The organism is Pseudomonas sp. ArH3a (assembly GCF_022648765.1).
Lineage (GTDB): Bacteria > Pseudomonadota > Gammaproteobacteria > Pseudomonadales > Pseudomonadaceae > Aquipseudomonas.
Map to the genome: position 1 here is coordinate 3,687,487 of NZ_CP080330.1, position 14,873 is coordinate 3,702,359.

The following is a 14,873-nucleotide window of genomic DNA, read 5'->3' on the forward strand; positions in this document are numbered from 1 at the left end:
GGCTCGGCATGCTTTCGCTCGCCTGTATTCAGGTAAGTACCGGGTATGTTTTGTCGAGAATTGGCGACAGGAGTACAGACAATGAGCGCCGTAAAAAACACGCCTCTGCACAAGAAAAATGGCACCGACGCCGACACCAAACTGTCGATGCGTGCCGCCCGTGAAGCCCAGAACGGCCTACAGGCCACCCTCGCCAATGTGCGAGCCACCCAGGACGGTTTGACCGAGCTGGACGCCTCGGCACGTCTGCAGCGCGAAGGCTACAACGAGGTGGCCCATGACAAGCCGCCTCACGCCATCGTCCAGTTCCTGCAGGCACTGAACAACCCCTTCATCTACGTACTGCTGACCCTGGCCGGCATCAGCTTTATCACGGACTACTGGCTGCCCTTGCAGGCTGGTGAAGAAGTCGACCTGACCAAAGTCATCATCATCATGACCATGGTGCTGCTCAGCAGCCTGCTGCGCTTCTGGCAGGAGCACCGCTCGGCCAAATCCGCCGAAGCGCTGAAAGCCATGGTGCGCACCACCGCCACGGTGCTGCGCCGTGAGCAAGTCGGCGCCCAGCCAACGCTGCGCGAAGTACCGATGCGCGACCTGGTCGCCGGCGACATCGTGCAACTGTCGGCCGGCGACATGATCCCGGCCGATATCCGCCTGATCGAGTCGCGTGACCTGTTTATCAGCCAGGCCGTGCTGACTGGCGAAGCCTTGCCGGTCGAGAAATACGACACCCTCGGTGACGTCACACAAAAGTCTGCCTCTTCGCTGGCAGCCGACCAAGGCAACCTGCTCGACCTGCCGAACATCTGCTTCATGGGCACCAACGTGGTCAGCGGCCGCGCCAAGGCCGTAGTGGTCGCCACCGGGCCACGCACTTACTTTGGCTCGCTGGCCAAGGCCATTGTCGGCTCGCGGGTGCAGACCGCGTTCGACCGTGGGGTGAACAGCGTCAGCTGGCTGTTGATTCGCTTCATGCTGGTGATGGTACCGATCGTGTTCCTGCTCAATGGTTTCTCCAAAGGCGATTGGGGCGATGCGTTCCTGTTTGCCCTGGCGGTGGCCGTGGGCCTGACCCCGGAAATGCTGCCAATGATCGTCAGCGCCAACCTGGCCAAGGGCGCCACCGCCATGGCCAAGCGCAAAGTGGTGGTCAAACGCCTGAATGCGATCCAGAACTTCGGCTCAATGGACGTGCTGTGCACCGACAAGACCGGCACCCTGACCCAAGACAAAATCATCCTCGAACACCACGTCAACGCCTTTGGCCAACGTGATGATGCGGTGCTGTCCCTGGCCTGGCTCAACAGCTACCACCAGAGCGGCATGAAGAACCTGATGGACCAGGCCGTGGTGCAGTTCTCGGAACACAATCCCAAGTTCCAGCTGCCATTTGCCTACAGCAAGGTCGATGAATTGCCGTTCGACTTTGTACGCCGTCGCCTGTCGATCGTGGTCAAGGATGCTTCCGGCGACCAGTTGCTGGTGTGCAAGGGCGCCGTGGAAGAGATGCTCAGCATTTCCACCCACGTGATAGAGGATGGCGCTGCAGTGCCGCTGGATGATCGTCGCCGTGACGAGTTGTTGGCACTGGCGAACGACTACAACGAAGATGGTTTCCGTGTACTGGTGGTCGCCACCCGCAACATCCCTAAATCCCTGGCTCGCCAGCAATACACCACCGCCGATGAGCGCAACCTGGTCATCCAGGGCTTCCTGACTTTCCTTGATCCACCAAAGGAAACCGCAGGCCCGGCGATTGCTGCACTGCAACAAATCGGCGTGGCGGTGAAAGTGTTGACCGGCGACAACGCCGTGGTCACCAGCAAGATCTGTCGCCAAGTCGGCCTTGAACCTGGCCAGCCACTGTTGGGCGTAGAAATCGAAGCGATGGACGACGCCACCCTGATGCGCCGCGTGGAAGAGCGCACGGTGTTTGCCAAGCTCACGCCGCTGCAGAAATCCCGGGTGCTCAAGGCGCTGCAAGCCAACGGCCACACCGTGGGCTTCCTGGGTGACGGCATCAACGATGCGCCGGCGCTGCGCGATGCCGACGTGGGTATCTCGGTGGACAGCGGCACCGACATCGCCAAGGAGTCGGCCGACATCATCCTCTTGGAAAAGAGCCTGATGGTGCTGGAAGAAGGCGTGCTCAAAGGCCGCGAAACCTTCGGCAATATCATGAAGTACCTGAACATGACCGCCAGTTCCAACTTCGGCAACGTGTTCTCGGTGCTGGTGGCCAGTGCGTTCATTCCGTTTATGCCGATGCTGGCGATCCACCTGCTGCTGCAAAACCTGATGTACGACATCTCCCAGCTGGCCTTGCCGTGGGACAAGATGGACAAGGAATACCTGGCCAAACCGCGTAAGTGGGATGCGAAAAACATTGGCCGCTTCATGATCTGGATCGGGCCAACCTCGTCGATCTTCGACATCACCACCTTTGCACTGATGTGGTACGTGTTCAGCGCCAACAGCGTGGAAATGCAGACCCTGTTCCAGTCCGGCTGGTTTATCGAAGGGCTGTTGTCGCAAACCTTAGTGGTGCACATGTTGCGCACTCGCAAGATCCCGTTCTTCCAGAGCACGGCCGCCTGGCCGGTGCTGATGATGACCGCCATCGTCATCGGGCTGGGGATCTACGTACCGTTCTCGCCGCTGGGCACCCTGGTCGGCCTGGAGCCGCTGCCGCTGGCGTACTTCCCATGGCTGGTCGGCACCCTGCTCGCCTACTGCTGCGTGGCCCAACTGATGAAAACGATCTACATCCGCCGCTTCAAGCAGTGGTACTGATCACCCGCCTCTGAAAACGGTGGCCGTCGCCCGGCGGCCACCGTGCAACACAAGGATTCAACTATGCGCGTCTTGATCTGTGCAGGTCGTCATTACGCCGACACCAAAAAGTCCCGCCAAGTGCTGGACGCTTACCACCGCCTGCGCCCGGTGCAGGTATTGATTCACGGCGGCAACCAGTTCCTGGGCAGTGACGTTGAGGAGTGGGCGCGGGAAATCGGCATCGACGTGGTGCGCTACCCGCCCAATTGGCAACGCCACGGCAAGCAGGCGGAACGCCAGCGCAACCATTTCATGCTGACCGACAGCCGCCCCGACGTAATCATCGCCCTGCCGGGTGGTGACGACACCTCGGAGCTGGTCTGCCAAGCCAAAGCCAGCGGCATTTCGGTGCTGACTGTAGAAAGCTGAATTCAAGCGAGGTGCATCATGCACAAAAAACACACCCCTGCCCGTCTAGACGGGTTTGCCAAATACCGCGCACGTCACTATCGCGACGCTCGCCACACCTTGTTGCTGTTACCGCCGGCCAAGCGGCGCGCGCTGCAACGTAACTTGACCTTTATCGGCGTGACCCTGGGCCTTGTGTTGCTCATCGCGCTGCTTTCCAAGGCCCATGCAGCCGGTGGTGCTTATGTGGTCGACGACGGCGCCGTCAACGCCCCGGGAGAATGCAATGTGGACGCCTGGTACAGCGCCAATCGGCATCAAGGCAACGTCCATAACCAAACCTTGAACCCGGCCTGCACCTTCAGCGCACTGCCTTCGGTGCAATGGAGCGCCGCACTGTCGCGCGCCAGCAACGCCGGCGAGACCGAGACCCAAGTCAGCCCGCAAGTGAAGGCGCAAGTGTGGTCGCGGGATGACTTGGGGCTGCAGATGGCGGTGGCAGCGACTTCGCATTTTGCGCTGGATCGCCAACACGCGTTTGACGGCGCGGACCTGAACATTCCGTTGACCTGGCAACCCCTCGAAGCGCTGCGCCTGAACGTGAATGCTGGCTGGACACACGCCTACAACGGCGGTGAGCAAAATCACCGCCTGACCTGGGGAACCGGGTTCGAATACCAGGTTGCGGATGCGCTGACACTGATTGGCGAGCGCTACGGCCAGGAAGGCGGCGACCAGGCATGGCAGGCCGGGCCGCGATTGCATGTGGGCCAGTTGGTTGATGTCGACTTGGTAGTTGGGCAAAGCCTGAATGGGGACCGTAACCGGTGGTTGACTACGGGGGCTACGGTGCGTTTCTAAGGCAGCGGCCTGATAGTGGAGACTGGACTCAATTCAATGTGGGAGCGGGCTTGTCGGATCGCCGCACCGCTGCGATGCAGACACCTCGGTGTATCAGGCATAACCAATTGATGCTATCGCAGGCAAGCCAGCTCCCACATTAGATTGAGTTCTGCCATCAAGATCAGGTCGGCTGTCAGGCCGCCTCGGTTTAGCTTTTGATTTAACCACTCAGGTCGGCTACTAGGCCGCCGTGCTCTTGCTTTTGATCTTGATCTGCTTTTGATCTTGATCTTAGGCGCCCCGTTAAACCACGCTGGCCGAACGCAGGCTTTGGAGCGTGGGTAAACCGGCAGGACGCCGGTTTAGCCGCGATGGGCCAAGGATGGCCCATGGCGGCGGCCCACGGTCCAAAGCCTGCGTGAGGGCACACCGAGCCTAGGCGAGGTGCCGAGTGGTGGGGCAAGAGCCTTTTGGTTACTTTTGGGCTCTTTCAAAAGTGACCCGCCGTAAGGGCGGAACCCCTATCAGCCGTTACCGCAGCAACGGATATGTACTCAAAAAACAGCCTCTAAGCCTTAGCCTGCTGCTCCAGATGCACCTGCAACCCCGGATCAATCCGCAACTGCCCCGCCAACTCATCCAGATAACCCCGTTCCCCTGCCTGCTCAACATTCACCAGCATCACACTGGCCAAATAAACCTCCGAAGCCACCGCCGGATCTTTCGCATATTCAGCAAAATCCGCAGCATTCAGCGGCTTGGCCACCTCGGCATCGAGCCATTGCTGCAATTGCGGGTCATCAGTATGGCGCCCAATCTCGGCTGAGATCATCTCCTGCTCCTGCTCATCAATCTCACCATCCGCCTTAGCCGCCGCAATCAGCGCACGCAACAGCGCATGGCTATGAGCCTCAGCCTGCGGCCCATCAAGCTGGTCAACCGTTTGGATCGTTTGCTGCGGCGCAGACGCCTGCTGACGCTGCCACGCCTGATACGCCTGAAACGCCGCCATTCCCAACGAAGCCAGCGCCGCGTAATTCATCCCGCCTGAGCGCGTCGGCGTCGAACCACTGGCGGGCGCACCGCCCAACAACCCACCCAAGCCACCTAATAACCCACCCAAACCGCCGCCAGCCGAAGCATTCCCAGTACTGGTGCCTTTCAGTAAACCGCCCAGCAGCCCACCCAGGCCACCGCCCGAGGCGCCGCCGCCTTGCTGCCCGCGCAGCAATTGTTCCAATAGATCGCTGGTGTTCATGCTCTCACCCTCCCGGGGCGCAGTAATGGCGTTCAACAACCATAGCCCGCCCAGGCTGGAACACCATGACCGCCGGGCGGGCACGCCTTATGATGGCGCCACTACGCCGCTAAGAGAGAACCCACGTGAACCGCATCGAGCACATCGCGTTGATGGCCCACTACAACCAGTGGATGAACCGCAAAGTCTACGAAGCCGCCGGCACGCTGACGGACGCAGAGCTGAGCGCGGACCGACAGGCGTTTTTCGGCTCGATTCTCGGCACCCTCAATCACCTGGCGCTGGGCGACACCGTCTGGCTCAAGCGCTTTGCCCAGCACCCGGCAAACTTTGCGGCCCTGACCTCCTTAAGTGCGATTGCCACACCCAGCGACCTCAAGCAGTTGGCCTTTGCCGATATCCGCGAGCTGGCAAACCATCGCGCCTGGCTGGACCAACTCATCCTCGAGTGGGCCCACAGCCTGCGCGAAACCGACCTGGATCAGCGCCTGAGTTACCACAACATGCGCGGCGTGGCGAACAGCAAACCGTTCTTCGGCTTGCTGGTGCATTTTTTCAACCACCAGACCCACCACCGGGGCCAGGCAACCACGTTGCTGACCCAGGCGGGCGTGGACGTGGGCGACACCGACCTGCTGGCACTGATCGACTGAACTCAGCGCTGCGCGTAGGCCTGCATCAAGCGCGGGAATTCTTGCAGCTCAGGCAATTGCGCAAAGCTTTCGACCGCGGGGGTCGTGGCCCAAGGCAGCTTTTCGCTGGTCCAGGTTTCCATGAAAGGCACGTAATCACTGGCGTTATCCAGCAAGGTCGCACGCACATTGACGAACTCATCGATGCCATGCGGGCGGGTAAACAGCCAGCTCATGCAATGCGGGCAGCAATAGTGGCGGTCCACACCGTGCAAGCCGCCAATCACCGGGCAGCCCTGAGTCACGGTAAAGCCGCTGGCGGGAAACAGCGCGCTGAGGGAGAACGCACTGGAGGTCATTTTCTGGCAGCCGCTGCAATGGCACGCCATGGTAATCACCGGTGGCAAGCTCACACTGAAACGCACCCGATTGCAGCGGCAGCTGCCTTCCAGCGGCAGTTTTTCGACGCTCATCATTCACTCCTTTTTATGATTGTTGGCGGCACAGATTAGCCTGAACACCCTTAAGCGCAAAACCGAACGCTGCGCTGCGTCTGGGGTCGTAACTTCAGGTGTCGGGATTTTCCGCAGCCCGCCCTCCTCGCGCACATCAGCGTATTACCGATGCGCGCACCCCATAAGAAGGAGACGCTTACATGGTCACTCACTTCAAGGTCGCCGGGCATTTAGCCTGCGGCCACCACGGCAGCAACCTCACGTCCAGCACTGAGCTGAACCGAGTCAAATGCCGTACCTGCCGCAATACCGATGCCTACAAGGAAGCGCGCCGCACCCAACGCAACGCCGCCCGCCGCTCCGCACGCAAAGCCAAAACCCACACCGCCAGCGATTGGCGCAGCGCGTGGACACAACGCCTCACCGACCTGCCCGGCTTGCAGCGTTTGCCACGCGGTTTCAGCGGGCAGCCATTTGTCTGAGTCATTCAGGCCCGTGTCAGTTGTTGACTGGAACGTTTCGCGAGGTGTCCAACACCTCGCTTCAGCCCCAGCTTTCCTGTGTAGATCACTGATCTGACAAGCTTTTTCAGCTTTGGATTAAAGCGATAAACAGCGTTTTCGACCTTGCATCCAAACGCTCGGGTCTATATATTCCCAACCCTGCTGCACCGCGCTACCGCCCGAATGGCGAAACTGGTAGACGCATGGGACTTAAAATCCCCCGCTCGTAAGGGCGTGCCGGTTCGATTCCGGCTTCGGGCACCATAGATATCAAGGGCTTGCATGATGAACTTCATGCAGGCCCTTATCTTTTGTGCTCCGCAATTTAATACACTGCACCGCAATTCCACTCCACCGGCGTCCTGCCGACCGAACACCAACCCAAAATCCGCTACAGCTCGTCGCCTCAAATCGCATCATGCCTAAACCTCGATTACTGTACGAACATACAGCAATCGGATTACCTCACCATGCACCCTATCGACGAAGACACCTCTGCGTGGCTTGGATGCCCTACGCCCCTGGAAATGTACCGCCAGCACGGCAGACTTTTGGAGAACGAGATCCAGGAGCTGAACCTGCAGCTGCGCAAAGCGCGGGCTGACGTTTTCGGCATCAGCCAAATGCTGCTAGAGACCCAGGCGAAGAGCGCAGAGTTTGCCGGGTAGCCGCAAACGCACCACCTCTTCTGTGGAGATTAGAGAATTTCGCACTCCTGTTAGTTAGTCAAGGCAGTATAGGACGCGTCGCACACAGTACCAGTTGTGCCAATTTGATCGACAGCCCGGGATAGGGAATCGCGGAACTTTATAGAAGCTCATAAGAAGTAGCGTCATCCTTAAATTTAGCGCGAAAGACAGAAGCGTCCCACGGCGCACGACCTCATTAAAGTGCAAAGCGAAACTTCCTCACTCTCCCGAACAAGAAACAAATTGCAACAAAGACCTCTTGAAATATTCTAAACACCAAGAAACCAATATTCACTAACCGAAAACGAGAGGCCTTGCCTTTTATAGCTGGATGGAAACCCAGTTCAATAAAAACCCACCTAGTGGTAACGTATGTTTTCGCATTGCTCAGTATAAGAAAAAACATGAGCAAATTTGTTGGTTGAATAAAGGATTAACGAATGACTATCGAGCGAGAGATTTTCTCGGCCCTTATCGCGAAGAACGCATTTCAAGGTGAAAAGCCGAGCGTACAAAGCTACGCCAAGCTAGCCGTAGACAAGGGTTTTAGAGCGCTTTCGTCAAAGCAGCAGGCGGTGGTAAGCCCCTTCCTGAAAAAACGATGCGAGGGGGTGAAAGAACCAAATGAAAAACATAACAACTGCCAAAACAGTATAGGCGGTCGTGATTTTATTACAGTGCTTGAGAAATCCGAAAGTTATAAGGGATGGCGCTGCGAGAGCTGCCGAAGCGCACCTTAAAAACAATAAAAAAACACAAAAAGAGTAGCACTCTAAAAACCTGTAAAAACAAAAAAAACTACAGTTCTCGCTACTCCTGAATGTTACTGCAGCAGGCCACCATGGCCTGCTCGCAGGTCTTTCTTTTCTTTAAGCCCTGATCAGCCCACCATCAAATCGCCGTTCACTCGTCACACACCTGAGTGCTTCGGAAAAATATTGCACGATGCAGCCAAACCCTTCTGCGTGTCTAATTTTTTCAGAGAGAAAAGAGTGCCCATATATCAGATAGCACTACTGGTTGTTTTCGGTATCACCACACTCTGGTTGGGCTACCAATTGGATAAGAAGAACCGTCAAAAAGAGTTGACCGCAAAAAGGCAAAGCGAAACCCGGGCCTCCTAGGGTCGCTGGCAGACATCCCTGATATACGTCTGCGCCGCCCTCAAGGCTGCTTGGTCGGCGATGAGGTCTCTCCGTAAATCGAAAACAGCTTGTCCAGTTTCTCGACGGAGTTCGACGGTTCCTGCATCACCCAGGCTGGCGGTGCTGGTGGAACTGGACACGTTGCCGCTATCGGCACGACTGAGCCGCCTTCATCGCGGTGAGCGCAGAACCCTCGGCATCATTTTTCACGATGCCAAATGAACTGTGGCGAGCGCCTCAACGAGCAACCGTGACTGCCTTGATCCATTGCACCGCGTTTTCAACCGACTGGCCGGCGCCGCCGGGTGAGACGTTGTGCCCCAACTCGGGATAGAGCCGATATTCAAATGCCTTGCCCTTGGCATTCATCGCGTCCAACCGCTTGATGGCCATGAACGCCGGAGTTTGCAGGTCTTTGCCGCCCAACAACCACAGCCCCGGGGTCGACACCTTGGCCAACGCAGCGCGCGGGTCAGTGTCGACAAACGGGTAACGGTCGGGGTCTTGCGCGATATGTTGACGCACATCCGCTTGGCTGTGAGTGCGCCAGAAGTCCGCCTTGCCCTGGGTCAGAAACTGAAACCGCAATTGCTCCCGTGTGGTGAGGACAGGCCCGCTGAACAGCACCATGAAATTGACGCTGCGATTGTGTTCTGCGGCGATGGGAATGACCCAGCCGGCCTGGCTGAAACCCACCAACCCGATGGGCACCGCAGCCTGTGCTGACAGGGCCGTAACCGCTGCATTTGCATCACCCGCCAGGGCCACCAGGTTGGACGCATCGAGGTTGTTGGTACCCACCTCGGGGCCGACGTATACACCAGCGGATTGCCCGACGCCGCGCTTGTCGTAGGTCAGCACGGCAATGCCACGCCCGGCCAGCAGCGTTGCGAAACGAACCATGCGCGGTTCCTGACCGGAGCCGTGCACAAGTACCACGCCCACCTGCGGATGCTCGGGCAGGAAGACGGTGCCGGCCAGTGCAACACCGGCGCTTTGGAAGGTAATGTCCTGGGTGGCAAAACTTACAGGCTCCGCCAGGGTCAGCCGAGGCAGCAGCACGAGCAGGCCCAGCCAAAAAACCAAGTGTCGAAACATGATTCAATTCCAGGGAGGGTACGTCCGAGTACCGAAAGCGCCACTGTGCCTGCGCCCCGTTGCTATCTCATGACGGGGCACGCTAAACAGCCTATAACTGCACGAGTGAAACAATCACCTCATCGGAGCATCAACATGAACCCGACTACCACCGCGTTGGTTTTGATTGAATTTCAGAACGACTTCACCACCCCGGGCGGGGTGTTTCACGACGCCGTCAAAGACGTCATGCACACCACCAACATGTTGGCCAATACCGCCACCACGGTTGAGCAGGCACGCAAGCTCGGCGTGAAGATCATCCATATGCCGATCCAGTTTGCCGACGGCTACCCCGAACTGACCACCCGCACCTACGGAATTCTCAAAGGTGTGGCAGACGCGAATGCCTTTCGCGCCGGCAGTTGGGGCGCCGAGATCACCGAGGCGCTGACACGCGAGGCCGCCGACATCCTGGTCGAGGGCAAGCTCGGCCTGGATGCGTTCGCCACAACCGGCCTGGACCTGGTGCTGCGTAACAATGGCATCAAGAACCTGGTGGTCGCGGGTTTCCTGACTAACTGCTGTGTCGAAGGCACAGTGCGGTCCGGTTATGAGAAAGGCTACGACGTGGTGACCTTGACCGATTGCACCGCAACGTTCAGCGATGAGCAACAGCACGCCGCCGAAAACTTTACGCTGCCGATGTTTTCGCAAACGCTGAAACACGACCAGTTTCTGCAGGCGTTGGACACCCAATAAGCAAAAGGGGCGACGCATAAATGAGTCGCCCCTTTTTTGGCTTTAAGTCACTCGGTCGGTGCGTACTGCATTTCACCGTTACCAAACGACCAGTCTTCACGCTTCACGTCCACCAGGCTGGCCCACACGTTCTCCTTACGCAGCCCGGTTTTGGCGTGAATGCCCTCGGCGATGAATGTATAGAAAGCCTTTTTCACGTCGATACTGCGCCCAGCGCTCCAAGTGACCTGTATTAACACGATGTTCGGTGTATAGCCGACCCCCAAGTAACCCGCCGCCGGGTACACAAGGTCATCCTTGGCGTGGCGATTGATGATCTGGAACTTATCGTGCTCAGGCACATTGGCGACGCTGGTCATCGCGGCGTAGATCACATCACCAATCGCGGCAGCGGTTTCAGTAGAGGTATCGGCGGCGAGATCAATTCGAACTAAAGGCATGGGAAAAATCCTCAACAGGTCGGTGGCAGTCCACATCGGCAGCCAATAACCCCAAGCTAAACTCGAGCATAAAATGCTTAGAACGCATAATTAGTAAAGTTATAATGTGTGAAGCACACACATAAGGCTTAACGATGCCTCACCACACTCTCCTCCAACGCCACCCAGCTCACTTCAACACCATTGGACGCTGAATGCGGGTCGGCCTGCCCGAAGGAAATATCGAACATCAGCTTCAAGTCCGCACTGACCCCTAGCACTTCGCGCACCGTGTCGGTGTACATCCCCAACAACGTCTGGGAAATCCCGCCCAGGCCGTGTGCCTGCAACGACAGCAGAAAGGTCTGCGCATACATGCCGATATCGCCCGCCGCGCGTACGTAGTCGCTGATTTTTGGCATGAACAAAAAGGCCACGTAGGGCGCGTCAAAAAACTTCAGGTTGTGGCGCAAGCAGGCCTGGCGCGCGGTGTGGTCATCAAAGAATGGGGGTTCACTCGCCACGCAAAACCCTATCCGGTGCAGGTCGGCAGCCTTTTGCGCGTCAACAGTGCCGAGGCGCAGCTCCAGGCCGCCATCGCCGGGTTCGGCATGGTGACGGCGGCGCTCGACCTGCTCGCCCCCGCACTGGCCTGCGGCCAACTGGTGCGGGTGCTGCCTAATTATGAAGGCCCGTCCAAACCGATGAGCCTGATCTACCCGGCCGACCGCCAGCGCACTGCAAAGTTGCGGCATTTCATCGATGCGTCGATCAGCGCCTTTGGCCCCTGAATCGAGCGCGGGAAGCAATGAATCCACAGTACCTTTCTGTGGCCCAGGAAAAGCTTTTTTCAACTCATTTCATATTCGTCTGACGCCTGACTAAAAGGTATCAATGGGACCACCGTCTCAACCACTGACTGACGCCTCAGCGGCGAACGACTCAGAAAGGCCCTCCCACCACAAAGGGAGCGGGATGGGCTGTCTATCAACCAGCACCCCTAACTCTAAGTCAAAGGGCACCACCCAGAGCCGTAGATCCGACGAGAAACGGAACTCCGGAAGAGGTTGATTAAAGCTGGCTTTGCATGGATAGATCAGCAGCATTTCTCCTTGCTGCTGATCCTTCAAATACCGCTGGCCATAGGCTAACAATTGATAAAAGTCCGATTGGCTCAAACCGTACTTGCTTGTGCTGTGATCCAGACGCTTCCATTTAGTATCCAACACCCAGCGTCGATCCTTCAGCGCGATGAGCATGTCGGGCTTGAGTTGGAACATACCTTCTTCGTTGTGCCAGCACAGGAACTCTTGCTTGACCTGTCGCTGTAATGTCGCAGAGGCAGGCAAAGTCGTTCGAAGGCAGGCTTCCACATAGCGTTCAAATAATCTTTCCATAGGGAACAACAAGCTGATCCCATGCCAACCACCCGACACGGCGATTGGCATGTTCTCCCCTAAAACCAGCTCACACCAAGGTTTTACATGTTGGTAATGAGCCATCAAACGATCATCGCGCCATAGTTTCAGGTCCGCCTTTACATCACGGCTGGCCGGCAACTCGTGCAACAGGCCCCGAAGCTCATGGGCTAAACGCCAACTGTCCGGTTGCTGCGTCGATTTGCAGACTTTCTGTAAAGCCAGCATTAGCAGTCGATTTTCCGGGCGATCAGGCAGGAAAATATCATGGCGTAGCTGAAACTGGTGCTGACGCCCCGGGGGCTGGCGCATTTGCCTGACAATATCCAGTTGGCCACGTAGGTAACGCTGTTCTTCCTCTACACGCTGGTAGTCAAAGCGCACGCCTCGTTTGAATAGATGATCAAGCTCCAGTAAGAACTGCTGCATCACCCACTCACTCAGTGGCGCATCGAACAACATCAGATCCGCGGGGCCTACTCGACGGGTTTTCAGGTTGAATGCGGTCTGAATCATCTTGCAGAGCAATCTACGGCTCTGCTCAATGCAATCGTCTTGTTCAAAATGCTTGGGGAGTATCTCCAATTGCGTGCCGCAAGGGCTCTCAAGGACGCCGACGAAGTTATCCAGTTTCAACCAGCATCGACCCGCTATCTGCGCCAATGCCGTTCCCCCTTTGGTGAAGGAGTCGTTCAGGTCACAGAGCCACTTAAAGGCTGAATGAGGAATTTGCGCCTGATCCAGATCCGACTCAATGTCATCGGTGGTCAGCCAGGCAAATTCGCGGACCGTGACGGGAGGACTCAACGGGCGACCTCACCGATAGCCAGGTAAGCTTGGAGACGGCCGAATGCACGTTCATTCAACTGCCATCGCTGGGTTCGCGAATCAACAGGCCCCTTTTTGCCGAACAATTGCAGGAAGTCTATCGTTACTTCCTGAACAAACTTTTCGTCGTCTTCCTCTTTGTTGTGGTCATTCAGCACCCAATGGATACGCTGCCAGTCCTCGAAGAAATACTCTTGTAGTAGCGGCAAAATTTGTTGGCGAAAGATAGATGCCAGTAGCCCCAGACTCGGCTCGTTCCGTAACGGGAGAAAGTAAGCATGCCCCAGACAATGGTCGCGATCGAGTAGCACCTCAATGCGTTTGTTCAATGTGATCAACAGTTGCTTGATGTCGAGCCCGGTCTCCAACGTTGCATCAGCGCCTTCGTTGACGAAAATGCCTTCCAGCAGGTCGGGTTCAGGCGGCATTTCAATGAAATTGAAACGCCGGCGCAGAGCAATATCCATTGAGGCGAGGGAACGATCCGCCGTATTCATCGTACCGATGAGGTACACGTTGTCTGGCACACTGAAGGGCTTCTTCGAGTACGGAAGCTGAACACTCAATGCTTCGCTCGACTCGGCATCCAGACGCTCGCGCTTACTCGGCTCAATCAAGCTAATGAGCTCGCCGAAAATACGTGAAATGTTACCCCGGTTAATTTCATCGATAACAAGGACGTGGGGTTTGCGTACTTCGTTTGTTTGCTCGAAAGGACTGATTGGCTTGGCATCCGATTTATTCAGGTAACCAAGGAGATCACTCCAGTTGAAGCGATCGAGTGGGTAAACGGTTTTCTGGGTAAAAGATTTTTCGCCATTAAGCGGTAAGACTGACAGTTTGAGGTCGCGATACAGCCAATTCACCGGCAACACGTGCGGGTATTCGCGCACAATGCTGGGCGGACTAGCCTCATATCGATAGTTACCGGTGACGACACCGACTGCCGAGATTAGCTCCGCTGAATGAATACACACCAAAATATCGCCAGGCTGAATCTCTTTGGCAAAAGCCGTCAGGGTGCTTTTGTTATTACTCCCCAACTGGTCGTAATAAGGCGTCATTTTTTCAGCGCTCATATCGCCCGCCTCCACCCAGCCGATACGGGCTTCGCCGTGCGCAAGGCAGTAGGTCAACTCAGGACTACCCCAACTGCCATTGATGGAAATTTTCCAGATACGCGGATTGCTGCTGGTACCCGCATTGGCCGAACTGGTCCGCGCCTGGTCACAAAGACGCTTAAATACCCCCGGTTCTACTGCGTACTCGAGTTGCCCGTCTTCATTGCTGGATGCGCGTAGCCCTTCGATAAAGTCTTCGTAGCTAAAGCTTTGGTGGAAGGTCACGAAGCGGATACGACCTTCACGGTCCAATTCATCGACACGGGTTTTCAGCGCAAGGCGCAGATCATCATCCGCCGAACTGTTCAGCCGCTGCTCCGTAAGGAAATCCGGGTCCAGCACTTCCAGCGCCGCCTCAATCGTCGCGTAGGTTTTACCCGTGCCCGGCGGACCGAACAGAATCCGATTCAGCGCCACTTTCCCACTGGTTACCGCCGAAGAAACCTGAGCGTTTTTAGAAGGCACGGGCTGTGTATTATCCCAATAGAGGCGACGGGGGTTTTCCCCTTCAGATTGCACCTCCGGATAGCTACCCTG

Annotated in this window: 15 protein-coding genes, 1 tRNA gene and 1 pseudogene; 10 read left to right on the forward strand and 7 right to left on the reverse strand. The window is 57.0% G+C overall.

The window, feature by feature from the left end; translation table 11 throughout:
• Nucleotides 1-81: 81 nt before the first annotated feature.
• The 3 genes from mgtA (at nt 82) to K0P33_RS16660 (ending at nt 4,047) form a co-directional block, all read left to right on the forward strand.
• A complete protein-coding gene (gene mgtA, locus K0P33_RS16650; RefSeq protein WP_094953641.1) occupies nt 82-2,796 on the forward strand; it encodes a magnesium-translocating P-type ATPase in 2,715 nt (904 codons plus the stop codon).
• A gap of 63 nt (nt 2,797-2,859) precedes the next feature.
• On the forward strand, nt 2,860-3,207 hold the full coding sequence (locus tag K0P33_RS16655; protein ID WP_242149620.1) for a DUF2493 domain-containing protein: 348 nt from the start codon (nt 2,860-2,862) through the stop codon (nt 3,205-3,207).
• Nucleotides 3,208-3,225: 18 nt separating this feature from the next.
• Nucleotides 3,226-4,047, forward strand: coding sequence for a hypothetical protein (locus tag K0P33_RS16660; RefSeq protein ID WP_242149622.1), 822 nt, complete (start codon nt 3,226-3,228; stop codon nt 4,045-4,047).
• Nucleotides 4,048-4,597: 550 nt separating this feature from the next.
• Here the strand turns inward: K0P33_RS16660 and K0P33_RS16665 are convergent.
• Nucleotides 4,598-5,287, reverse strand: a complete 690-nt coding sequence (locus tag K0P33_RS16665) for a tellurite resistance TerB family protein (protein WP_242149625.1) — start codon at nt 5,285-5,287, stop codon at nt 4,598-4,600.
• A gap of 125 nt (nt 5,288-5,412) precedes the next feature.
• Between K0P33_RS16665 and K0P33_RS16670 the strand changes: the two genes are divergently transcribed.
• Nucleotides 5,413-5,940 (forward strand): DinB family protein, encoded by a 528-nt coding sequence (locus K0P33_RS16670; RefSeq protein ID WP_242149628.1) that lies wholly within the window; start codon nt 5,413-5,415, stop codon nt 5,938-5,940.
• Nucleotides 5,941-5,942: 2 nt separating this feature from the next.
• Here K0P33_RS16670 and K0P33_RS16675 read toward each other — a convergent pair whose 3' ends face one another.
• Nucleotides 5,943-6,392 carry a GFA family protein gene (locus K0P33_RS16675; protein ID WP_242149631.1) on the reverse strand — a complete coding sequence of 150 codons (450 nt, stop codon included), beginning with the start codon at nt 6,390-6,392 and terminating at the stop codon, nt 5,943-5,945.
• 182 nt (nt 6,393-6,574) lie between these two features.
• Here K0P33_RS16675 and K0P33_RS16680 point away from each other — a divergent pair, with 182 nt between their 5' ends.
• From K0P33_RS16680 to K0P33_RS16695, 4 genes and pseudogenes are all read left to right on the forward strand, one after another.
• The gene (locus K0P33_RS16680; RefSeq protein WP_094953889.1) at nt 6,575-6,856 is read left to right on the forward strand and encodes a hypothetical protein; all 282 of its coding nucleotides are present in this window, start codon (nt 6,575-6,577) and stop codon (nt 6,854-6,856) included.
• Nucleotides 6,857-7,054: 198 nt separating this feature from the next.
• Nucleotides 7,055-7,141 (forward strand) — tRNA-Leu (locus tag K0P33_RS16685).
• 206 nt (nt 7,142-7,347) lie between these two features.
• Nucleotides 7,348-7,542, forward strand: a pseudogene (locus K0P33_RS16690) (hypothetical protein); the annotation flags it as partial.
• 464 nt (nt 7,543-8,006) lie between these two features.
• On the forward strand, nt 8,007-8,306 hold the full coding sequence (locus K0P33_RS16695) for a hypothetical protein (protein WP_242149633.1): 300 nt from the start codon (nt 8,007-8,009) through the stop codon (nt 8,304-8,306).
• Nucleotides 8,307-8,948: 642 nt separating this feature from the next.
• Here the strand turns inward: K0P33_RS16695 and K0P33_RS16700 are convergent.
• Complete coding sequence (locus K0P33_RS16700; RefSeq protein WP_242149636.1) at nt 8,949-9,809, reverse strand: alpha/beta fold hydrolase; 861 nt, start codon at nt 9,807-9,809, stop codon at nt 8,949-8,951.
• Nucleotides 9,810-9,944: 135 nt separating this feature from the next.
• On the opposite strand from K0P33_RS16700, the gene K0P33_RS16705 reads away from it, so the two are divergent.
• Entirely contained in the window at nt 9,945-10,550 is a 606-nt protein-coding gene (locus tag K0P33_RS16705) for a cysteine hydrolase (RefSeq protein ID WP_242149639.1), read from the forward strand.
• Nucleotides 10,551-10,597: 47 nt separating this feature from the next.
• On the opposite strand, the gene K0P33_RS16710 is transcribed toward K0P33_RS16705, so the two are convergent.
• Nucleotides 10,598-10,990, reverse strand: coding sequence for a tautomerase family protein (locus tag K0P33_RS16710; RefSeq protein ID WP_242149642.1), 393 nt, complete (start codon nt 10,988-10,990; stop codon nt 10,598-10,600).
• A 128-nt stretch (nt 10,991-11,118) separates the two neighbouring features.
• Complete coding sequence (locus K0P33_RS16715) at nt 11,119-11,493, reverse strand: nitroreductase family protein (RefSeq protein ID WP_242149645.1); 375 nt, start codon at nt 11,491-11,493, stop codon at nt 11,119-11,121.
• Between the two features lie 33 nt (nt 11,494-11,526).
• On the opposite strand from K0P33_RS16715, the gene K0P33_RS16720 reads away from it, so the two are divergent.
• The gene (locus K0P33_RS16720; protein ID WP_242149648.1) at nt 11,527-11,760 is read left to right on the forward strand and encodes a LysR substrate-binding domain-containing protein; all 234 of its coding nucleotides are present in this window, start codon (nt 11,527-11,529) and stop codon (nt 11,758-11,760) included.
• Nucleotides 11,761-11,877: 117 nt separating this feature from the next.
• Here K0P33_RS16720 and K0P33_RS16725 read toward each other — a convergent pair whose 3' ends face one another.
• Entirely contained in the window at nt 11,878-13,194 is a 1,317-nt protein-coding gene (locus K0P33_RS16725; RefSeq protein WP_242149651.1) for an McrC family protein, read from the reverse strand.
• The gene (locus K0P33_RS16730; RefSeq protein ID WP_242156058.1) at nt 13,191-14,753 is read right to left on the reverse strand and encodes an AAA family ATPase; all 1,563 of its coding nucleotides are present in this window, start codon (nt 14,751-14,753) and stop codon (nt 13,191-13,193) included. Before K0P33_RS16730 ends, K0P33_RS16725 begins: the two co-directional genes overlap by 4 nt.
• Nucleotides 14,754-14,873 lie beyond the last annotated feature (120 nt).